The sequence below is a fragment of the Thauera butanivorans genome, assembly GCF_048398245.1.
Classification (GTDB): domain Bacteria; phylum Pseudomonadota; class Gammaproteobacteria; order Burkholderiales; family Rhodocyclaceae; genus Thauera; species Thauera butanivorans.
Genome location: NZ_CP183038.1, coordinates 1,539,980 through 1,559,522 on the forward strand (window position 1 = coordinate 1,539,980; position 19,543 = coordinate 1,559,522).

General features: G+C 66.3%; 20 protein-coding genes. 9 read left to right on the plus strand and 11 right to left on the minus strand.

The genetic code is table 11. The features are described from left to right. Positions 1-85 precede the first annotated feature (85 nt). From rplS to rpsP, 4 genes are all read right to left on the minus strand, one after another. The gene (gene rplS / locus ACNQFN_RS07410) at positions 86-508 is read right to left on the minus strand and encodes a 50S ribosomal protein L19 (RefSeq protein ID WP_068634992.1); all 423 of its coding nucleotides are present in this window, start codon (positions 506-508) and stop codon (positions 86-88) included. Positions 509-604: 96 nt separating this feature from the next. Then, entirely contained in the window at positions 605-1,399 is a 795-nt protein-coding gene (gene trmD / locus ACNQFN_RS07415) for a tRNA (guanosine(37)-N1)-methyltransferase TrmD (protein ID WP_281178396.1), read from the minus strand. Positions 1,400-1,446: 47 nt separating this feature from the next. Next, positions 1,447-1,962: a ribosome maturation factor RimM gene (gene rimM, locus ACNQFN_RS07420; protein WP_418648417.1), complete on the minus strand. Its 516-nt coding sequence runs from the start codon at positions 1,960-1,962 to the stop codon at positions 1,447-1,449. Between the two features lie 43 nt (positions 1,963-2,005). Beyond that, positions 2,006-2,257: a 30S ribosomal protein S16 gene (gene rpsP / locus ACNQFN_RS07425; RefSeq protein WP_263459744.1), complete on the minus strand. Its 252-nt coding sequence runs from the start codon at positions 2,255-2,257 to the stop codon at positions 2,006-2,008. Between the two features lie 222 nt (positions 2,258-2,479). Here rpsP and ACNQFN_RS07430 point away from each other — a divergent pair, with 222 nt between their 5' ends. The 3 genes from ACNQFN_RS07430 (at position 2,480) to ACNQFN_RS07440 (ending at position 5,070) form a co-directional block, all read left to right on the plus strand. Continuing rightward, positions 2,480-3,967, plus strand: coding sequence for a hypothetical protein (locus tag ACNQFN_RS07430; protein ID WP_418648418.1), 1,488 nt, complete (start codon positions 2,480-2,482; stop codon positions 3,965-3,967). 150 nt (positions 3,968-4,117) lie between these two features. Beyond that, on the plus strand, positions 4,118-4,717 hold the full coding sequence (gene wrbA / locus ACNQFN_RS07435; RefSeq protein ID WP_068634987.1) for an NAD(P)H:quinone oxidoreductase: 600 nt from the start codon (positions 4,118-4,120) through the stop codon (positions 4,715-4,717). Further along, on the plus strand, positions 4,714-5,070 hold the full coding sequence (locus tag ACNQFN_RS07440) for a DUF2069 domain-containing protein (RefSeq protein ID WP_418648419.1): 357 nt from the start codon (positions 4,714-4,716) through the stop codon (positions 5,068-5,070). The genes wrbA and ACNQFN_RS07440 overlap by 4 nt, the downstream gene beginning before the upstream one ends. 105 nt (positions 5,071-5,175) lie before the next feature. Here the strand turns inward: ACNQFN_RS07440 and ACNQFN_RS07445 are convergent, their stop codons facing one another. The 4 genes from ACNQFN_RS07445 to ACNQFN_RS07460 all read right to left on the minus strand — a co-directional run bounded on the left by ACNQFN_RS07445 (position 5,176) and on the right by ACNQFN_RS07460 (position 8,816). Further along, positions 5,176-6,711, minus strand: coding sequence for a 2-isopropylmalate synthase (locus tag ACNQFN_RS07445; protein WP_418648420.1), 1,536 nt, complete (start codon positions 6,709-6,711; stop codon positions 5,176-5,178). Positions 6,712-6,713: 2 nt separating this feature from the next. After that, positions 6,714-7,556, minus strand: coding sequence for a CDP-diacylglycerol--serine O-phosphatidyltransferase (gene pssA, locus ACNQFN_RS07450; protein WP_068634984.1), 843 nt, complete (start codon positions 7,554-7,556; stop codon positions 6,714-6,716). A gap of 82 nt (positions 7,557-7,638) precedes the next feature. Further along, the gene (locus ACNQFN_RS07455) at positions 7,639-8,085 is read right to left on the minus strand and encodes an HIT family protein (RefSeq protein WP_068634983.1); all 447 of its coding nucleotides are present in this window, start codon (positions 8,083-8,085) and stop codon (positions 7,639-7,641) included. 128 nt (positions 8,086-8,213) lie between these two features. Further along, positions 8,214-8,816 carry a cysteine hydrolase family protein gene (locus tag ACNQFN_RS07460; RefSeq protein ID WP_068634982.1) on the minus strand — a complete coding sequence of 201 codons (603 nt, stop codon included), beginning with the start codon at positions 8,814-8,816 and terminating at the stop codon, positions 8,214-8,216. A gap of 210 nt (positions 8,817-9,026) precedes the next feature. Here ACNQFN_RS07460 and ACNQFN_RS07465 point away from each other — a divergent pair, with 210 nt between their 5' ends. Next, a complete protein-coding gene (locus ACNQFN_RS07465; RefSeq protein WP_068634981.1) occupies positions 9,027-9,896 on the plus strand; it encodes a LysR family transcriptional regulator in 870 nt (289 codons plus the stop codon). 107 nt (positions 9,897-10,003) lie between these two features. Then, a complete protein-coding gene (gene ada / locus ACNQFN_RS07470; RefSeq protein ID WP_068634980.1) occupies positions 10,004-11,101 on the plus strand; it encodes a bifunctional DNA-binding transcriptional regulator/O6-methylguanine-DNA methyltransferase Ada in 1,098 nt (365 codons plus the stop codon). A 65-nt stretch (positions 11,102-11,166) separates the two neighbouring features. Here ada and ilvC read toward each other — a convergent pair whose 3' ends face one another. Genes ilvC through ACNQFN_RS07485 form a run of 3 tightly spaced genes read right to left on the minus strand, consistent with a single transcriptional unit; the run spans position 11,167 to position 14,455 of the window. Continuing rightward, complete coding sequence (ilvC, locus tag ACNQFN_RS07475) at positions 11,167-12,183, minus strand: ketol-acid reductoisomerase (protein WP_068634979.1); 1,017 nt, start codon at positions 12,181-12,183, stop codon at positions 11,167-11,169. Between the two features lie 31 nt (positions 12,184-12,214). Further along, positions 12,215-12,706, minus strand: a complete 492-nt coding sequence (gene ilvN / locus ACNQFN_RS07480; protein WP_068634978.1) for an acetolactate synthase small subunit — start codon at positions 12,704-12,706, stop codon at positions 12,215-12,217. A gap of 18 nt (positions 12,707-12,724) precedes the next feature. After that, positions 12,725-14,455 carry an acetolactate synthase 3 catalytic subunit gene (locus tag ACNQFN_RS07485; RefSeq protein ID WP_418648421.1) on the minus strand — a complete coding sequence of 577 codons (1,731 nt, stop codon included), beginning with the start codon at positions 14,453-14,455 and terminating at the stop codon, positions 12,725-12,727. Between the two features lie 119 nt (positions 14,456-14,574). Here ACNQFN_RS07485 and ACNQFN_RS07490 point away from each other — a divergent pair, with 119 nt between their 5' ends. The 4 genes from ACNQFN_RS07490 to ACNQFN_RS07505 all read left to right on the plus strand — a co-directional run bounded on the left by ACNQFN_RS07490 (position 14,575) and on the right by ACNQFN_RS07505 (position 19,528). After that, positions 14,575-15,081, plus strand: a complete 507-nt coding sequence (locus ACNQFN_RS07490) for an RDD family protein (protein WP_083953410.1) — start codon at positions 14,575-14,577, stop codon at positions 15,079-15,081. Between the two features lie 133 nt (positions 15,082-15,214). Next, the gene (locus ACNQFN_RS07495; protein ID WP_418648422.1) at positions 15,215-17,941 is read left to right on the plus strand and encodes a cation-transporting P-type ATPase; all 2,727 of its coding nucleotides are present in this window, start codon (positions 15,215-15,217) and stop codon (positions 17,939-17,941) included. Positions 17,942-18,236: 295 nt separating this feature from the next. Beyond that, a complete protein-coding gene (locus ACNQFN_RS07500) occupies positions 18,237-19,205 on the plus strand; it encodes a 4a-hydroxytetrahydrobiopterin dehydratase (RefSeq protein ID WP_418648423.1) in 969 nt (322 codons plus the stop codon). Between the two features lie 29 nt (positions 19,206-19,234). Then, positions 19,235-19,528, plus strand: a complete 294-nt coding sequence (locus tag ACNQFN_RS07505; RefSeq protein WP_217999536.1) for a BrnA antitoxin family protein — start codon at positions 19,235-19,237, stop codon at positions 19,526-19,528. Positions 19,529-19,543: the final 15 nt, after the last annotated feature.

A 19,543-nucleotide genomic window follows, 5' to 3' on the forward strand; every position in this document is an offset into this window, starting at 1 on the left:
AGGCGGCTGCAGCGCGGAGCCGGCTGAGGCCGGAAACGAAAAACGGACCCGAAGGTCCGTTTTCCGTGCGTCACCGCGAGAGCGATCAGCCTTGCTGCTTTTGCTCTTGCTGTTGTTGCAGGGCAGCCTTCTTGGCAGCGGCGGCCTTGTAGTCCAGCTTTTCCTTGATGCGTGCGGACTTGCCCGAACGCTGGCGCAGGTAGTACAGCTTGGCGCGGCGGACGTCGCCGCGGCGCTTCACTTCGATACCGGCCACCAGCGGCGAGTAGGTCTGGAACGTGCGCTCCACGCCTTCGCCCGAGGAAATCTTGCGGACGATGAAAGCGGAGTTCAGGCCGCGATTGCGCTTCGCGATCACCACGCCTTCGTATGCCTGCAGACGTTCGCGGTTGCCTTCCTTGACCTTGACCTGGACGATCACGGTGTCGCCGGGGGCGAATTCCGGGATGGCCTTGCCTTGGGTCAGGCGGGCGATTTCTTCCTGTTCGAGCTGCTGAATCAGGTTCATTGCGGATACTCCATCGATGTTGTCGGCCTCTGTCTTTGCATCGGCCTGGCAGCAGAGCAGGTCGCCACCTGGTGCGTGCCGTTTATGTACGGGCTTTCAGACGATGCTGCCGTCTTCCGCCCCGGCTTGCTCCTGCCTGAATTCCTCAAGCAGTTTCAATTCGGTCTTGCTCAGTTGCCGCCCGGCCAGCAGATCCGGCCGCCGCAGTGCGGTGCGGCCCAGGGACTGCTTCAGCCGCCAGCGGCGGATTGCTGCATGGTTGCCCGACAGCAGCACCTCGGGCACTTTGTCTTCTCCCAGCACTTCCGGCCGCGTGTAATGCGGGCAGTCGAGCAGGCCATCGACGAAGGAATCCTCCTGCGCCGAATCGGCGGTGTTCAATGCGCCGGGCAGTTGCCGCACGATCGCGTCGAGCAGCACCATCGCCGGCAGTTCGCCGCCGGACAACACGAAGTCGCCGAGCGACACTTCCATGTCGACCGCGCGTTCGATGACGCGCTGGTCGATGCCTTCGTAGCGGCCGCACAGCAGGATCAAGCCCGGCTGCGCCGCCAGTTCCATCACCGCCGCCTGGTCCAGCCGGCGGCCTTGCGGCGACAGGTAGAGCACCGGGCCAGCAGCCCCGATCTCCGTCTGCTGGGCCACGCGCGCCGCTGCGATCGATTGCAGCAGCGGTTCGGCCAGCATCACCATGCCCGGCCCGCCGCCGTAGGGGCGGTCGTCCACCGTGCGGTGCGGATCGTGGGTGAAGTCGCGCGGGTTGTGGAAACCCAGCGCGTACAGCCCGCGATCCTTCGCCCGGCGGGTGATGCCGCTGCCCGTCAGGGCGACGAACATCTCGGGGAAGAGGGTGATGAGGTCGTAGCGGCGCAGGCCGCCCGCGATCGTCACCTCTGCCTCTTCCTGACTGCTCCCGGCTCCGGCGTGATCGCTCACGCCTACCAGTCCTCGCCCCAGGCGACGCGGATGCGCCGTGCGGCGAGATCGACATCCAGCACGTAGGCCGCGACGAAGGGAATCAGCCGCTCGCCGCCGTCCTGTGCCTCGTCCTTCACCTGCAGCACGTCATGGACGCCGGTGGACAGCAGGCCATCGACCACGCCCAGCCGCGTGCCGGCTTCGTTGAAGACTTCGAGGCCGACGAGGTCGCCCCAGTAGTATTCGTCTTCGGCCGGTTTCGGCAGCGCTTCGCGCGGTGCGCCGATGTACCAGCCGTCGATCGCCTCCGCCGCGTTGCGGTCCGGCACTTCGCCGAAGGCGGCGACCAGTCCCTTGCCGTGCGCCCGGCACGCTTTCAGCGTATAGGGCTTCCAGCGCTCGGCGGGAGCGCCGTCCTCGGCGCAGAGCCACCATTGCGGCATCTTGCGCCATTCGACCGGGTCATCGCCGAAGGGATGGATCTTGACCCAGCCCTGAACGCCGAAAGGGGCGACAATGCGCCCCAGTACGATCATGTGCCTGTCCGCCTCTTCAGGCCGTGGCCGGGATCGTCGCTGCTCAGGCAGCGGCCTTGGCGGCCTGCTTGGCCAGGCGGGCAACGGTCGGCGACAGCTGGGCGCCGTTCTGCTGCCAGTAGGCCAGGCGCTCGGCGTTGATCACCAGGCTCTGCGCGGCGCCGGAGGCAACCGGGTTGTAGTAGCCGACGCGCTCGATGAAACGGCCATCACGGCGATTGCGGGAATCGGCGGCGACGATGTTGAAGAACGGGCGCTTTTTGGCGCCACCACGGGCAAGGCGAATGACGACCATCTGATTTTCCTGATCGGTGGATGCGAAAAACGGCGAATTCTAGTGCAAAACGCTGCCGGGATCAAGCTGCGCGTGTTTTGTCGAACAAGAGGAAGCATGGCGGGCGAGCACTTGCGGAATGATGCCTGTTCCGGCACGTTCCGAGTTGCTCGAAGAGAAAAGTCGTGCATTCTCAAATATGACTAAAATGCAATAAATGAACATCTGCAACGTTTTCTGTCCATGATCCAGGCTCCACTTTCTGCTGTTGACGACGAAGCGGGCGATTTCCTGCGCTGGCTGGAATCCGAACCCGCCGACGAGGTCGTCGACGACCTGGAAGGCTTGCGTACCCGCCTCGGGGAACTGCCGTGCGGCAGCGGGCTGGCGGATGAGGTACTGCGCTGCTGCCTGGAGGGGGGCGCGGCGCGGGGGTTGGACATCAGCAGCCGCATTCGTGCGCAGTTGCAGGAGGCCAGCCTGCCTTTGCCGCCCGTCCTGCATCGAGCGTCGATCGACATTTCCGCCACCCTGGCGGAAATGGCACGGAGGCTGGAAAGCCTGCAGTCCGCGGCTGCGCCGGATTTGCGTGCCTGGAAAGACGGCCGGCGCCTGGGGCTGGTGCTGTGCTGCGAAGCTTTCGTCGTGGCGGCGATGTCCGCTGCCAATGCGCCGCCTGGCTTGTGGGCGCTCGCCAACCGCGTGGCGGCCGAGCTCGAAGGCGATGCGTCCTATTTCACCATGGCGGCGATCGCCGCCGCGTCTCCCGAGAGCCTGACGGCCCGCCAGTTGGCCTGGATCGCCGATTTCCTCGGCAGCGGCCTGCCCGAGCTGCAGTTGCAGGCCGAGGGCGAGTCGCTCGTCGGTGCCTGGTGGATCGTACTGGGGACGGATACGGCGCCGGTATCGGTGGCGCGTGGGCTGGCGCCCGCGGGAGGCGACGTGCGCCACTTCAGCCTCGTACCGCTTGCGCGCGTGCTCGGCGAGCATGTCGAGCACCTGGAAACGGTGATCGCTGCCGCGGAGAACACCGGCGACACGCTCGAAGTGGAGCTGCTGGATGCAGGGGATGAGGAACTGCCGCCGGGCCTGACGCCGGTCGAACTGCTCGCGTTGCTGCGCACCCTGCGCGAACGCTGGGTGAGCTCCCCGCTGCGGATACAGCCCCGGCGGCCCCAGCACTATGCGATCCAGGTTTGTCTGGGTCTGCGCGGGCTGTGGGAGCTCGGGCGAGGGCGCAGCGAGGGCGGACGGGTGCTGGAATGGCAGGTGCTCAACGAAAGCCCGGGCGGCTACGCGATCATGAGCATCACGGAAACCGGGGCGGGTACCGGCCGGCCGGCGGAAATCGTTGCCGGTATCGTGCTCGGAGTCAGACGCCAGGCGGATGAGGCCTGGGCGGTGTGCGTGGTGCGCTGGGTGCGCAGCGAAGCGTCCGGCCGGATCGAACTGGGGCTGCAGATGCTGGCGCCGTCCTATCACGCGGTGCAGGTGGCTTTCCGCGGGGCCACGCTGCGGGGGGTGGTGCCTGCGCTGGCGCTGCCGGCCATGGAGCCGATGCGCCGTCATCCGGCTTTCCTCGCACCCGCCGGAACCTATGCTTCGCGCCGTTTCGTCTTCGTGCGCGAAGGCGCGCGCGTGTATGTGGCGCAGGGGCGCGCCCTGGGACTGGACATGCAGACTGCCAGTGTCGAACTGTTCCGCTACGAGATCGATCCCTACCCGATCTGATGGCAGGCCGGGCCGCGTGGATCGGGCCGCGCTGGCACGGATCGGCGTGATGCAGGTTGGCGTGCCTCGACTTGGGCGGCAAGGCCTGCGTGGCGCGGCCGGTGCGCCCCCAATGGTATGATCCGCGCCTCCCGATTCTCGCGCGCAGCCATGCAGGAAATACTCGTCCTTTACTACAGCCATCGCGGTTCGGTCCGCGCGCTGGCCGAGCAGATCGCCATCGGCATCCATCAGGTGCCCGGCGCCGTGGCACGGGTACGGACCGTGCCACGGGTGTCGACCGTGTGCGAGGCAGTGGAAGACGAGATACCCGCCGACGGCCCGGCCTACGTCGAGCCGCGCGACCTGGTCGAATGCGCCGGCCTGGCGCTGGGCAGCCCGACCCGCTTCGGCAACATGGCGGCGCCGATGAAGTATTTCCTCGACGGGCTGGCGGGAGAATGGGCCAATGGCGCGCTGATCGGCAAGCCCGCCTGCGTGTTCTCGTCATCCGCCAGCCAGCATGGCGGGCAGGAGAGCACGCTGCTGACGATGATGGTGCCGCTGCTGCACCACGGCATGATGCTGCTCGGCATTCCCTATTCCGAAACACGGCTCAACACCACGCGCAGCGGCGGCTCGCCCTATGGTGCGACCCACGTCGCCGGCATGGACGGCCTGCCGGTGCTGACGGCCGACGAGATCGAACTGGCGCGCGCCCAGGGGCGCCGCCTGGCCGAAGTGACGCTGCGGCTGGCGGGTGAGCGATGAGTCCGCGCCTGCTCAACCTCGTTGCCAGCATCAGCCTGCTGGCGCTGATCGCGCTGTGCGTGCTGTGGGAAGGCTGGCTCGCGCCGCTGCGCCCCGGCGGCTCGTGGATGATGCTGAAGGCGGTGCCGCTGCTGCCGGCGGTGTTCGGCATCCTGCGCGGCAAGCGCTACACCCATCAATGGGTGTCGATGCTGTCGCTGCTGTACTTCACCGAAGGCGTGCTGCGCGCCAGTGATCCGGGTTTGACCGGGGTGCTGGCGGGCGTGGAGATCGCGCTGTCGGTGCTGCTGTTCCTCGGCACGATGTACTATGCGCGCAACACCGCGCCGTCGCGGCAGGTGCCCAGGGAATAGTGGGCTGATGGGTTTCGCTGTGCCCTGGCTGCACGGCCCGCCCCATCCTGCGCGACGATCACGGGCAGGATGGGGCGGGCCGAAGGCGAAACCCATCATTCACGCTCAAACCTGCGGATTCAGCCGCGGGGCAGTGCTCTGCAGTTTGTTCAGCGCGTTCAGATAGGCCTTGGCCGAGGCGACGATGATGTCGGTGTCTGCGCCCTGGCCGTCCATCACGCGGCCTTCCTTGGCCAGGCGCACGGTGACTTCGCCCTGGGCATCGGTGCCGGTGGTGATGGCATTGACCGAATACAGCAGCAGCTGGCTGCCGCTGTTGGCAACGCCCTCGATGGCCTTGAAGGCGGCATCGACCGGTCCCGAGCCTTCGGACTGGGTGCGGTGCTCGGTGTTGCCGATGACCAGCGTCAGCTCGGCCAGCGGCGTTTCGCCCGTCTCGGAATGGAAGCGGCTCGACACCAGGCGGTAATGCTCGGTCTCGGGCGTGATCGCTTCGTCGCGCATCAGCGCGTGCAGGTCTTCGTCGAAGATCTCGTGCTTCTTGTCGGCCAGTTCCTTGAAGCGCGAGAAGGCGTGGTTCAGGTGCTCCTCGCCGGCGATCTCGATGCCCAGTTCCTGCAGCCGCGCGCGGAAGGCGTTGCGGCCGGAATGCTTGCCCAGCACCAGCTTGTTGGCGCCCCAGCCGACGTCCTCGGCGCGCATGATCTCGTAGGTTTCGCGGTGCTTCAGCACGCCGTCCTGGTGGATGCCGGACTCGTGGGCGAAGGCGTTGGCGCCGACGATGGCCTTGTTGGGCTGCACCGGGTAGCCGGTGACCTGCGATACCAGCTTGGATGCCGGCACGATCTGGGTGGTGTCGATGCGGGTCTCGACCGGGAACACGTCGCCGCGGGTGCGCACCGCCATGACGATTTCTTCCAGCGAGGCGTTGCCGGCGCGCTCGCCCAGGCCATTGATGGTGCATTCGACCTGGCGCGCGCCGGCGTGCACGGCGGCGAGCGAGTTCGCCACCGCCATGCCGAGGTCGTTGTGACAGTGCACCGACCAGATCACCTTGTCGGAGTTGGGCACGCGCTCGATCAGCGTGCGGATGGTGCCGGCGTACTGCTCCGGCACGTTGTAGCCGACGGTGTCGGGCACGTTGATGGTCTTCGCGCCGGCCTGGATCACGGCCTCGAAGATGCGTACCAGGAAGTCGATGTCGGAGCGGCCGGCGTCCTCGGCCGAGAACTCGACGTCGTCGGTGAATTGACGCGCCAGCGCGACCGACTTCACAGCCTGCTCGATGACCTGGTCGGGCGTCATGCGCAGCTTCTTCTCCATGTGGATCGGGCTGGTGGCGATGAAGGTATGGATGCGGCCGCGGGCGGCCGGCGCGATGGCCTCGGCGGAGCGGCGGATGTCGTTTTCGTTGGCGCGCGCCAGCGAACAGACGGTGGATTCCTTGACCGCTTCGGCGATCGAGCGCACCGATTCGAAGTCGCCGTTGGAGGCGGCGGCGAAGCCCGCCTCGATGACATCGACCCGCATGCGTTCGAGCAGGCGGGCGATGCGCAGCTTTTCCTCGCGCGTCATCGATGCGCCCGGGCTTTGCTCGCCGTCGCGCAGGGTGGTGTCGAAAATGATCAGTTGGTCTTTCATGTTCAGCTCCTCGGGGAGGCGTCGTCATCGGCCGCGGCGGGAGGTTCCGTGCCGTCGGCCTGGGGGGCAGGTGCGGCCGGGGCCATTGCGCTGGCCCGCTTGTCCTTGCGCCGCTTCCAGCGCAGCACCCACATCACGTAGCCGGAAGCGGCATAGGCCAGGAACAGGCCGAACAGGATGCCCGGCGGATAGCTGGAAATCAGCGCGAAGACCAGTACGAAGGCGATCAGCACGATGAAGGGCACGCTCTTGCGCAGATTGATGCTCTTGCCGCTCCAGAACAGCACGTTGCTGACCATCGACACGCCGGCGAAGATCGTCAGCACGCAGGCGTAGCCGCTCAGCTCGTCGCCGGTGAAGCCGTTGTCGATGCCGACCCACACCAGGCCTGCGGTCAGCGCCGCGGCGGCGGGACTGGGCAGGCCCTGGAAGTAGCGCTTGTCGACGACGCTGATGTTGGTGTTGAAGCGTGCCAGCCGCAGCGCGGCGCCGGCGCAGTAGATGAAGGCCGCGATCCAGCCGAGCTTGCCGAGGTCGCGCAGCGCCCACTCGTACATCACCAGGGCCGGCGCCGCGCCGAAGGACACCATGTCGGCCAGCGAATCGTATTCGGCGCCGAACTCGCTCTGGGTGTGCGTCAGGCGCGCGATACGCCCATCCAGGCCGTCGAGCACCATGGCGACGAAGATTGCCACTGCCGCGATCTCGAAGCGCTGGTCCATCGCCTGCACGATCGCGTAGAAACCGGCGAACAAGGCGGCGGTGGTGAACAGGTTCGGCAGGATGTAGATGCCGCGGCGGCGCTTGTCGGGCGTGATCAGGGGCATGCGGTCGGGATCGTCCATGTGGACACTAATGGTTCTGCAGGAATTCGATTCTAGCAGTCCGCCGCCCGCGCTGCGCCGAATCGCTGCTGGGCGCTGCCGATCAGCTCCTGGCGAGGGCGTCGCGCAACTGCGCAGCGTAGCCCTGCAGCACGTCGGCCGGCGGATCCTTGCGCGGCCATGACAGCGCGATGCCGTCGTCACTGTGGCGCGGCACCACGTGCATGTGGAAATGGAACACCGTCTGATCGCCTTCGCGGCCGTTGGCCTGCAGCAGGGTCAGGCCGGGCGGGTCGAAGGTGTCGCGTACCGCGTGGGCGACACGCTTCACCGTCCGTGCCACCGCGGCGGCTTCGTCCGGCGTGATGTCGAACAGCGTGGCGGCATGGCGCCTGGTGGCCACCAGGACGTGGCCGGGATTGACCTGGCCGATGTCCATGAAGGCGATGGTGAGTTCGTCCTCGAAGACGCGGGCCGAAGGAATCTCGCCTGCGACCAGGCGGCAGAAGATGCACTGGCCGGGCGGCGAGGTGTCGATGAACATGGGCATGAAGAAAACCTCCTTGGGCGTGAAAACCGGCCGCGTGCGAAAAGCTGCAGCCGGTTGCAGGGAGGCAGTTTAGCCGTGCCGCCGGCGGCGGGGAAACCGGCGCCGGCCGAGGGGGGCTTCAGTCGGCCTCAGTCGACAATGGCCGCTTCGTCCGGTACCACCACCGCGAACAGGTCGCCCAATGCCGCCAGTGCGGCCGCCTGCAGGCTTTCGGCGCTGACCACCGAGCCGTCCGGTGCGGCCAGCGGCCGGGTCGCGGTGGCGGCGGCCGGCACCGTCACGGCGTAGCCGAGGTTGAAGGCGCCGCGGGCGGTGGAGTTGATGCACATGTGGGTCATGAAGCCCGTCACCACCAGGTTCTTGACGCCGGCGGCCTTCAGGCGCTCGTCCAGGTCGGTACCGATGAAGGAGTTCGGATAATTCTTGACCACCACCGCCTCGCCGTCTGCGGGCGCGACCTTGTCGGCGATGGCGCCGATTTCGGCACGCACGTCGTAGGGGGTGCCGGGGCCGGCGTCGTGCTGGATGTGCAGCACCGGAATCTTCAGTGCCCGCGCGCGGGCCAGCAGCGTCGCGCACTGATCGAGCGCCGGCTCGACGCCGGTCAGTTGCATGATGCCTTCGCGATAGGTGTTCTGGGCATCGACGATGATCAGCGCCGATTCGGACAGGGGGGCAGGGGTGTCGGGCTGGCCGGTCAACTGGCGCAGGGTGGTGGATGCGGTGCTCATGTGTCGTCTCCTGATGATGTCGGCGTCGCCTGGCGCTGCAGATGCGACGGTGATGGGAGGCTATACTTTGCCGCTGCCTGCGTGAATAGGCATTTCTGCCGGAAATCCATGCAGATTTGCAGGGCGAGAGGGCTTCCGAACAAGGGCGTGCCGAGTCGCCTGATGCGAGCCGATGCGGATCAGGAGGCCGGAAAAGGGGTTGCCGTGGCGATGAACTGGGATGATCTGCGTTTTGCCGTGATGCTGGGCCGGGAGGGCACGCTGGCAGCGGCGGCGCGCCGGCTCGGTGTCGACCAGACCACCGTCGCCCGCCGCCTGAAAGCGCTGGAAACCGCGCTGGGCGCAAGCCTGTTCGAGCGTGGCGACGGCCACTGGCAGCCCACGGCGGTCGGCCTGCGCGTGCTGGAACGGGCCGGCCGCATCGAGGAGGACATGGCCGGCGTGGTGCGCGTCGCCGAGGCTGGCGCGGGCAAGGTGGGCGGCGTGGTGCGCATCACCGCGGTGGCTGCCATCGTCGGCGAATGGCTGGTGCCGCGACTGCGGGATCTGTGCGCCCGCCATCCCGAGCTGTGCGTCGACGTCATCGCCAGCAACGACAACCTCAACGTCGCCCGGCGCGAGGCCGACATCGCGATCCGCCTCGCACGGCCGGCCAGCGGCGACTTCCTGATCCGCAAGCTGGCGGACGTCGGCTTCGCCGTCTATGGCGCTGCACGGGGCGATTTGCCGGTACGGACCGGAGACTGGGTGGCCTACAACGAGGATCTCGCCCACACGCCGGAAATGCGCTATCTGCAATCCATGCTCGGCAGCGGCCGCATCCGCCTGCGCTCGAACAGTCTGAGGGGGCTGGCGCGCGCGGTGGCCGATGGCGTGGGCCACGGCGTGCTGCCGTGCTTCCTCGCCGATGCCGTGCCCGGCCTGGTTCGTCTGACCGGCGCCCGGCCGGTGCTGAGCCGGGAGCTGTGGATGCTGATCCACCCGGATGCGCGCTCGCAGGCGCGGGTCGCGGCGACGGCGGACTGGCTGGTGGAACGTTTCCAGGCCGAGGCGGCGGGTTTTGCGGGGATCCTTGCGTAAATGGTGCGTCTCTGCGGCGGAGGAAAATTCGACCGCAAGATTCGGAGTGCCCGTAGTCGGATGGCAGCCTAAGCTGGCACCATGATCAAGTGTCGCAGGACAAAGCCATGAACGCGAATCTCCAGACTCCATCGCCTTATGCAAGCGAAGCCTCGCGCTGGCAGGCGGTGCAGGCGCGTGACCCGGAGGCCGACGGCCATTTCGTCTACGCCGTGCGCACCACGGGCGTGTATTGCCGGCCGAGCTCCGCGGCCCGGCTGCCGCGGCGCGAGAACGTCGAGTTCTTCGATTCGGCCGAAGCCGCCGAGGCTGCCGGCTACCGCCCCAGCCGCCGCGCGCATGGCGACAGGACGACCGCTGCGGCCGAACGGGCTGCGCTGGTGGCGCAGGCCTGCCGCCGGATCGAGGAAAGCGAACCGCCGCCCGGACTCGATGCGCTGGCCGCCGAGGCCGGCATGAGCCCCTGGCATTTCCACCGCATTTTCAAGGCCGAGACGGGGGTGACGCCCAAAGCCTATGCTTCCGCCCGGCGGGCCGCCCGGTTGCGCGAGGAACTGGGCGAGCCGGCGGCCTCGGTGACGGATGCGATCTATGGCGCCGGCTTCAGTACCAGCAGCCGCTTCTACGAGACTTCGAACCAGCGCCTCGGCATGCGCGCGCGGGACTACCAGGCCGGCGGCACCGGAACCGAGATCCGCTTCGCCGTCGGCCAATGCACGCTGGGTGCCATCCTGGTCGCACAGAGCCGGCGCGGTATCTGCGCCATCCTGCTGGGCGACGATCCCGATGCCCTGGTGCGCGACCTGCAGGACCGCTTTCCCATGGCCGAACTGGTTGGTGGCGATGCCGATTTCGAACGCCTGGTGGCGCAGGTCGTCGGCTTCGTCGAGATGCCTGTCATCGGCCTGAACCTGCCGCTGGACGTGCGCGGCACGGCTTTCCAGGAACGCGTGTGGCAGGCCTTGCGCGCGATTCCGGCCGGCGCCACGGCCACCTATGCCGAGATCGCCGAGCGCATCGGCGCGCCGCGTGCAGCAAGGGCCGTCGGTGCGGCCTGCGGCGCCAACCCCATCGCCGTCGCCATTCCCTGCCATCGTGTCGTGCGCCGCGACGGCGATCTGTCGGGTTATCGCTGGGGCGTGGAGCGCAAGCGGGAATTGCTGCGGCGGGAGGCCGAGCCCGCGGCGGTAGTGGAAGCAGGCTGAAAAGAAAAAGGCCGGAGCCGCATGATGCGGTTCCGGCCTCTGTACGCCGCAAGGGCGCGCGAAGATCAGTTCTTCGACTTGTCGACCAGGGCCTTGGCCTTGATCCAGGGCATCATGTCGCGCAGCTGGGCGCCGACCTTCTCGATCGGGTGCTCGGCGTTCAGGCGGCGGCGAGCGGTCATGCTCGGGTAGTTGCTGCGGCCTTCCTGGATGAACATCTTGGCGTATTCACCGGTCTGGATGCGCTTCAGGGCGTTGCGCATGGCGGCGCGCGACTGCTCGTTGATGACTTCCGGGCCGGTCACGTACTCGCCGTACTCGGCGTTGTTCGAGATCGAGTAGTTCATCGTGGCGATGCCGCCTTCGTACATCAGGTCGACGATCAGCTTCAGCTCGTGCAGGCACTCGAAGTAGGCCATTTCGGGCGCATAGCCGGCTTCGGTCAGGGTTTCGAAGCCCATCTTGACCAGCTCGACGGCACCGCCGCACAGCACGGCCTGTTCGCCGAACAGGTCGGTTTCGGTCTCTTCCTTGAAGTCGGTCTCGATCACGCCGCCCTTGGTGCCGCCGTTGGCCGCAGCGTAGGACAGGGCGATGTCGCGGGCCTTGCCGGACTTGTCCTGGTACACCGCGATCAGCGAGGGCACGCCGCCGCCGCGCAGGTATTCGGAGCGGACGGTGTGGCCGGGGCCCTTCGGCGCGACCATGATCACGTCGAGGTCTTCACGCGGCACGACCTGGTTGTAGTGCACGTTGAAGCCGTGGGCGAAGGCCAGCGCGGCGCCTTGCTTGATGTTCGGCTCGACGTCGTTCTTGTAGACCTCGGGGATGTTCTCGTCCGGCAGCAGGATCATGACGACGTCGGCGTCGGCGACGGCTTCCGCCACTTCCTTGACCTGCAGGCCGGCACCTTCGGCCTTGGACCACGAGGCGCCGCCCTTGCGCAGGCCGACGGTGACCTTGACGCCCGAGTCGGACAGGTTCTGGGCGTGGGCGTGGCCCTGCGAGCCGTAGCCGACGATGGTGACCTTCTTGCCCTTGATGAGGGAGAGGTCGGCGTCCTTGTCGTAATAAACCTTCATGTTCGTCCTTTCGTTTGCGGTGTGGGGTGGGTCAGAGCTTGAGCACGCGGTCGCCGCGGCCGATGCCGCACACGCCCGAGCGCACGGTTTCGAGGATCAGGGCGGGCTCGATGGCGCCGAGGAAGGCGTCGAGCTTGCCCTGGTTGCCGGTCAGCTCGACGACGTAGGAGGCGTCGGTGACGTCGATGATGCGGGCGCGGAAGATGTCGACGGTGCGCTTGATCTCCTCGCGATCCTTGCCGGTGGCGCGGATCTTGACCAGCATCAGCTCGCGTTCGATGTGCGCCGCCTCGGAGATGTCGACCACCTTGACCACCTCGACCAGCTTGTTCAGCTGCTTGGTGATCTGCTCGATGATGTCGTCCGAGCCGGTGGTGACGATGGTCATGCGCGACATCGAGGCGTCTTCGGTCGGTGCCACGGTCAGCGACTCGATGTTGTAGCCGCGCGCCGAGAACAGGCCCGAGACGCGCGACAGCGCGCCGGATTCGTTTTCGATCAGAAGGGAAATGACGTGACGCATGGTGTGTTCGGTCCTGGATTAGAGGTCTTCGGCGGACAGGATCATCTCGGTGAGGCCCTTGCCGCCCTGCACCATCGGGTAGACGTTCTCGGTCGGGTCGACCTGGAAGTCGAGGAACACGAGCTCGTTCTTGTGCGTGGTGAAGGCCTCGCGCAGCGCACCTTCGACATCCGAGGGCTTGTCGACGCGGATGCCGACGTGGCCGTAGGATTCGGCCAGCTTGGCGAAGTCGGGCAGCGAATCCATGTAGGACTCGGAGTAGCGGCCGCCGTGGAACAGTTGCTGCCACTGGCGCACCATGCCCAGGTAGCGGTTGTTCAGGTTGCAGATCTTGATCGGCAGGCGGAACTGCTTGCAGGTCGACAGCTCCTGGATGTTCATCTGGATCGAGGCTTCGCCGGTGATGCAGGCGACCTGCATGTCCGGGTGGGCGAGCTGCGCACCCATCGCGTAGGGCATGCCGACGCCCATCGTGCCCAGGCCGCCGGAGTTGAGCCAGCGGCGCGGCTTGGTGAAGGGGTAGTACTGCGCGGCCCACATCTGGTGCTGGCCGACGTCGGAGGTGACGATGGCTTCGCCGCCGGTCACTTCCCACAGCCTCTGCACGACGAACTGCGGCTTGATGATCTCGTCCGAGTTCTTGTAGACCATGCAGTTGCGGCCGCGCCATTCGTCGACCTGCTTCCACCAGGCGGCGAGCGCCTCGGGGTTGGGGCGGGCCTCGCCGCTTTCGAGCTGGCGGATCATCTCCTCCAGCACTTCCTTGACGTCGCCGACGATGGGCACGTCGACCTTGACGCGCTTCGAGATCGACGACGGGTCGATGTCGATGTGGATGATCTTGCGCGGCTCTTCGGCGAAGTGCGAGGGCAGGCCGATGACGCGGTCGTCGAAGCGGGCGCCGACGGCCAGCAGCACGTCGGAGTAGTGCATCGCCATGTTGGCTTCGTAGGTGCCGTGCATGCCCGGCATGCCGAGATACTGGCGGTCGCCGGCGGGGTAGCCGCCCAGGCCCATCAGGGTGTTGGTGACGGGGTAGCCGAGCAGGCGGGTGAGCTTGGTGAGCTGTTCGGCCGCGTTCGACAGCACCACGCCGCCGCCGGTGTAGATCATCGGCCGCTTGGCGCCGAGCAGCAGCTGCACGGCCTTCTTGATCTGGCCCGAGTGGCCCTTGACCACCGGGTTGTACGAGCGCATCGAGATTTCCTTCGGATACTCGTACTCGCACTGGTGCATCGACACGTCCTTGGGAATGTCGACCAGCACCGGGCCGGGGCGGCCGGTCTTCGCCAGGTAGAAGGCTTTCTTGATCGTCGACGCGATCTCGCGCACGTCCTTGACCAGGAAGTTGTGCTTGACGCAGGGCCGGGTGATGCCGACGGTGTCGACTTCCTGGAAGGCGTCCTGGCCGATGGCGGCGGTGGGCACCTGGCCGGAGATGATCACCAGCGGAATGGAGTCACAGAAGGCGGTGGCGATACCGGTGACGGCATTGGTCGCGCCCGGACCGGAAGTCACCAGCGCGACGCCGACCTGCTCGGTGCTGCGCGCATAGCCGTCGGCGGCGTGCACCGCGGCCTGCTCGTGGCGCACCAGCACGTGGCGCACGGATTCCTGCTGGAACAGCGCGTCGTAGATATACAGTACTGCACCGCCGGGATAGCCGAAGACGTACTCGACCTTTTCTTCCTGAAGGCACCTGATTACAATTTCGGCTCCGGTAAGCACCATCGCAAACTCACTCGACAAATCGTTTGAAGAAACGCGCAACGTTACCGGCCATGGCGGGTTTGGTCAAGGCGGACAAGGGCTTGTTCCGGCGCCCGTACCGCTTCGCACATCGATCGACCCTCCGGACTTCTTTCTCCATGAAGCGCAATCCCGAACGTCCTGCCGCCGCCGCCAAGGCCTCGACCGCGTCTGCCGGTGCCGTCGAGCGCCCGCGCGTCGAACTGGCGGGTCTGCGCAGGCGGCTGGCGAGCATGCTGTACGAATCGATGCTGCTGCTCGGCGTGCTGGCGCTGACCTTTCTCGTCCCTTACCTGATGCTGGGGGTCGGCTTGCAGATCGCGCCGCCGGGCTGGTTCGCCTGGCTGCACATCTTCGCCGTGCTGGGCGCCTATTTCGTCTGGTACTGGCGCCGCCACGGCCAGACCCTGGCGATGCAGACCTGGCGCCTGAAGCTGGTCGATGCCGCCGATGGCCGCAGCCTGCCGCTGGGCCGCTGTTGGCTGCGCTATGCGCTGTGCTGGCCGTCGGTGCTGCTGTTCGGCGTCGGCCTGCTGTGGGCGCTGATCGACCGCGACCGCCAGTTTCTGCACGACCGCCTGGCGGGCTCGTGCATCGTGCTGCTGCCGCCCGCCGCCAAAGGCTGAGCGGGCCGAAGACGGCATCCAGCATCGCGCCGGCGGAACTTTTGCCACGCTGGCGGAGTAGCATGGCGCATGCGATCCACTTCGTGGCGCTGGATGTCCGCTGGACAAGCGGGTATTCTCGCCCTGGCAAACCATGTCATCTGCACTTCCTTCCGCAGCACCCGTTCCACTCGTGTCCGACTCCCACGCCTGCGCCGCGGACGACTGCCTGGCTGAGCTCGGCGTCGACCGCGATGAAGGGCTGGATGCCGCCGAGGCGGCGGCGCGGCTGGCGCGGTACGGCGCCAACACGCTGCCCGAGCCGCCCCGCAACGGCCCGCTGAAGCGTTTCCTGCTGCAATTCCACAACGTACTCATCTATGTATTGCTGGTGGCCGGCGTCGTCACGCTGCTGCTCGGCCACCACGTCGATTCGGGCGTCATCTTCGGCGTCGTCCTGATCAATGCCTTCATCGGCTTCCTGCAGGAAGGCAAGGCCGAGCGCGCGCTCGACGCCATCCGCGACATGCTCTCGCCCCATGCCCAGATCCTGCGCGATGGCCGGCGGCAGGAGGTGGATGCCGGCGAACTGGTGCCGGGCGACATCGTCTTCCTCGCCTCGGGCGACAAGGTGCCCGCCGACCTGCGCCTGATCGACGCGCGCAGCCTGCGCATCGACGAAGCGGTGCTCACCGGCGAAGCGCAGCCGGTGGAGAAATCGCCCGACGCGGTCGCCGCCGATGCCAGCCTTGGCGACCGCTGCTCGATGGCCTATTCCGGCACGCTCGTCACCTATGGCCAGGGCTGCGGCGTGGTGGTCGCCACCGGTGCCGGCAGCGAGATCGGCCGCATCAGCGCGATGCTCGACGAAGTCGAATCGCTGACCACGCCGCTGCTGCGGCAGATGGCGGGTTTCAGCGCGATGCTGACCTGGGTGATCCTCGCCGTGGCGCTCGGCGCCTTCGCCTTCGGCACGCTGCTGCGCGGCTATGCACCGGGCGAGATGTTCCTGGCCGCGGTGAGCCTGGCGGTGGCGGCGATCCCTGAAGGGCTGCCGGCGATCATGACGATCACGCTCGCCATCGGTGTGCAGCGCATGGCGCGGCGGCGCGCCATCATCCGCCGCCTGCCGGCGGTCGAGGCGCTCGGCTCGGTCACCGTGATCTGCTCCGACAAGACCGGTACGCTGACCCGCAACGAAATGACCGTGCAGCGCGTGATCACCGCCGACGGCAATCTGGACGTCAGCGGTGCCGGCTATGCACCGCAGGGCGGCTTCGAACGTGACGGACGCGAACTGCCGCCTGACGACGCACCCCTGCTGCGCCGGATCGGCCGCGCCGCGTTGCTGTGCAACGACGCCGAACTGAGCCTGGACGGTGATACCTGGCACATGGTCGGCGACCCCACCGAAGGCGCGCTGGCGACGCTGGCGCTCAAGGCCGGCATCGACCCTCGACTGCAGCGCGAAGAACTGCCACGCGACGATCTCATCCCCTTCGAATCCGAGCACCGCTTCATGGCCACGCTGCATCACGACCAGCGCGGCGAAGCCCGGATCATGCTGAAGGGCGCGCCGGAGCGCGTGCTGTCGCTGTGCGCCACCTGCACCGGCCTCGACGGCCAGCCGCTGCCGCTGGACGCCGACGCCTGGCAGCAGCGGATGGACGAGGCCGCCGCCCGCGGCATGCGCCTGCTGGCCGTGGCCGAACGGCAGGCGCCGGGCCGGCTGGACGGCTTGTGCTTAGACGACGTGGAGCAGGGCGGCTTCGTGCTGCTGGCCGTGCTCGGCATCACCGATCCGCCGCGCGACGAAGCCGTGTGTGCGGTACAGGCCTGCCTGGGCGCGGGCATTCGGGTCAAGATGATCACCGGCGACCACGCCGCCACCGCGCGCGCCATCGGCCAGCAACTCGGCCTGGCGCAGGAAGTGCGCGCCGTCACCGGCGCCGAGATCGAGCGCATGGACGACGCCACGCTGCAGCGCGTCGTGCTGGAAACCGAAATCTTTGCCCGCGCCAGCCCCGAACACAAACTGCGCCTGGTCAAGGCGCTGCAGGCCGGCGGCGAAGTGGTGGCGATGACCGGTGACGGCGTCAACGACGCGCCCGCGCTCAAGCGCGCCGACGTCGGCGTCGCGATGGGCCGGAAAGGCACCGAAGCCGCCAAGGAAGCGGCGGAAATGGTGCTGGCCGACGACAACTTCGCCTCGGTCGCGGCCGCCGTCGAAGAAGGGCGCACCGTCTACGACAACCTGAAGAAAGCCGTCGCCTACATCCTGCCCACCAACATCGGCCAGGCCGGTATCGTGTTCTTCGCCGTGCTGTTCGGGCTGACCATGCCGATCACCCCGGCGCAGATCCTGTGGGTCAACATGATCACCGCAGTCACGCTGGCGCTGGCGCTTGCCTTTGAAAAGGCCGAGCCCGACATCATGCAGCGCCGCCCGCGCGACCCGCGCGAACCCCTGCTGACGCGCTTCCTGCTGTGGCGCATCGTCTTCGTCGGCCTGCTGCTGGTGGCGGGCGGCATGGGCCTGTTCCTGTGGGAACTGGAACAGGGTGCCAGCCTGGCCGCCGCGCGCACCGCGGCGGTCAACGCGGTGCTGGCCGGCGAAGTGTTCTATCTCTTCAACATGCGCAGCCTGACCGGTCCGGTACTGAATCGTGCGGGCCTCCTCGGCAATCGCTACGTGCTGTGGGCAATCGGCCTGCTGCTGGCCTGCCAGATCCCATTCACCTACCTGCCGGTGATGCAGGCGCTGTTCGGTACCGAAGGGCTGGCGCCGGATGCATGGCTGCGGATTCTCGGCTTCGGTGTGGCGGTGCTGCTGCTGGTGGAAGCGGAGAAAGCGGTCGTGCGGGCGCGCGGGGCTGCGTAGTTTCCGCCTGTCGAGAATGCCGTAGCTGTCTTGCTGTGGCTGCCCGAGCGCGGGTTGCGCCGGTCCGCATTCGCCTGAGCGGTTCTGCAGGCGACCTCGTCCTCGTCGTGGTCATGCCGAAAGGCTTATGTGCTGGGCATTGTTGATGCGGGTATACCTATATCCGATTCATCTTGCCATTCGATTTTCAATATCTATTGTGAAGCTGAATGTGTTTCCGAGTTTGGCTCGGTGTTTCAGGATGGCATCGCCTTGCGGAGTGGCTTCATCCAGGTTTGTAAGTGCAAGCACTGGTATGCAGCCTCGTGGGGGGCTGTGTAATGATGATTTCCTGGAAAAAACATCAAACCATCAAGGTTTCTCCAGGGGGGATTCAGTGCAGCCATTTACTTTTTTCATAAGCTACCGGCGCCAGGATACCGCTCCAATCGCCCTCTTGCTGAAGAGCGAGATCGAGAAGCGGTTGCAGTTCGTTCGTGTGTCGGTCGATGTCGATGAGATGAAGCCGGGCGACAGATTTCCTGACCGCCTTCGCGCTTTGATCGACGGAGCTCATGCGACGATCGTCCTGATTGGGAAGAACTGGATGCCGAGGCAAGAGGCATCTCAGGAAATTCCGGCCACTCCGGACTGGATCGTCGAAGAATTGCTCTATTCGCGAACGGCAGAGATCAAGTTGCCCGAGCCGGACCGTTTTGGCCTTGCGGGTCGTGCGATCATTCCGCTTTTTGCCGATTGTGCAAGAGATTTTCGGCAGTTTTGCCTACGGCCGGAGCTTGCCTTTCTGGCCGAAATGCATTCCGAACACATCGATTATGCCGGCTGGCCCTCCGCAATAGGCCCGCTCCTGGATAGGCTTGCGGTCAGGCTTTCGCTGAAGAAGCGGCCGGATGCCGATGAGTACCCGAAACCTGATCTTGCGAAAGCGCGCACTCAGCCGCTGCCTGATGCCGAACTCGGCCAGATTCTTCGCTACGACGATTTCGACGGGTGGTACATCGACAATTTTGGCAATGCAGAGGTCAGGTATTTGGTCAAGACGTTCAAGTTTCCTCACTTCAACCAGGCCGCCGAATTCATGGCGCTGGTTTCCGAGCACTGCAAGGTCCTGGATCATCATCCCGAATGGCGCAACGTTTTCAATCACGTCATGGTATCCCTCACGACTTGGGATGCTCAACGGCGCGTGACGATCTACGATTTGAATCTGGCGCTCTATATGAACATGGCCGCAAAGACCATAGTAAAGAAGCGTCCCCTGTGATCGGCGTATCTTGAGTCTCACCAATCCCCGTGACCGCAAAATCCAGGGTTCCAATTATCTGCTCCCTGCCGACCAAGACCATCCCTGGATTCGCCAGCGAAACCGAAGAGCGGGATTTCTGGGAAACACACGATTCGACGCAATACCTCGACTGGTCTCAAGCGCAGCGTGCGGTGCTGCCAAATCTCAAGCCGAGCACCCGCACCATTTCGCTACGTCTGCCTCAGCATCTGCTGGACAACATCAAGGCTGCCGCCAATGCGCGCGACGTGCCTTATCAGTCGCTCATCAAGATATGGCTGCAAGAGAAGCTGCATCACTGACTCGGTAGCTTCCAC

Bases quoted from the DNA above. Each gene is read 5' to 3' on its own strand.
- ilvN (WP_068634978.1), bottom strand. From the start codon at position 12,706: ATGCGTCACGTCATTTCCCTTCTGATCGAAAACGAATCCGGCGCGCTG.
- rplS (WP_068634992.1), bottom strand. From the start codon at position 508: ATGAACCTGATTCAGCAGCTCGAACAGGAAGAAATCGCCCGCCTGACC.
- wrbA (WP_068634987.1), top strand. From the start codon at position 4,118: ATGCAGGAAATACTCGTCCTTTACTACAGCCATCGCGGTTCGGTCCGC.
- ACNQFN_RS07445 (WP_418648420.1), bottom strand. From the start codon at position 6,711: ATGAAAGACCAACTGATCATTTTCGACACCACCCTGCGCGACGGCGAG.
- ada (WP_068634980.1), top strand. From the start codon at position 10,004: ATGAACGCGAATCTCCAGACTCCATCGCCTTATGCAAGCGAAGCCTCG.
- ACNQFN_RS07460 (WP_068634982.1), bottom strand. From the start codon at position 8,816: ATGAGCACCGCATCCACCACCCTGCGCCAGTTGACCGGCCAGCCCGAC.
- ACNQFN_RS07495 (WP_418648422.1), top strand. From the start codon at position 15,215: ATGTCATCTGCACTTCCTTCCGCAGCACCCGTTCCACTCGTGTCCGAC.
- ACNQFN_RS07490 (WP_083953410.1), top strand. From the start codon at position 14,575: ATGAAGCGCAATCCCGAACGTCCTGCCGCCGCCGCCAAGGCCTCGACC.
- ilvC (WP_068634979.1), bottom strand. From the start codon at position 12,183: ATGAAGGTTTATTACGACAAGGACGCCGACCTCTCCCTCATCAAGGGC.
- ACNQFN_RS07465 (WP_068634981.1), top strand. From the start codon at position 9,027: ATGAACTGGGATGATCTGCGTTTTGCCGTGATGCTGGGCCGGGAGGGC.
- rimM (WP_418648417.1), bottom strand. From the start codon at position 1,962: ATGATCGTACTGGGGCGCATTGTCGCCCCTTTCGGCGTTCAGGGCTGG.
- pssA (WP_068634984.1), bottom strand. From the start codon at position 7,556: ATGGACGATCCCGACCGCATGCCCCTGATCACGCCCGACAAGCGCCGC.
- rpsP (WP_263459744.1), bottom strand. From the start codon at position 2,257: ATGGTCGTCATTCGCCTTGCCCGTGGTGGCGCCAAAAAGCGCCCGTTC.
- ACNQFN_RS07500 (WP_418648423.1), top strand. From the start codon at position 18,237: ATGCAGCCTCGTGGGGGGCTGTGTAATGATGATTTCCTGGAAAAAACA.
- ACNQFN_RS07430 (WP_418648418.1), top strand. From the start codon at position 2,480: ATGATCCAGGCTCCACTTTCTGCTGTTGACGACGAAGCGGGCGATTTC.
- ACNQFN_RS07455 (WP_068634983.1), bottom strand. From the start codon at position 8,085: ATGCCCATGTTCATCGACACCTCGCCGCCCGGCCAGTGCATCTTCTGC.
- ACNQFN_RS07440 (WP_418648419.1), top strand. From the start codon at position 4,714: ATGAGTCCGCGCCTGCTCAACCTCGTTGCCAGCATCAGCCTGCTGGCG.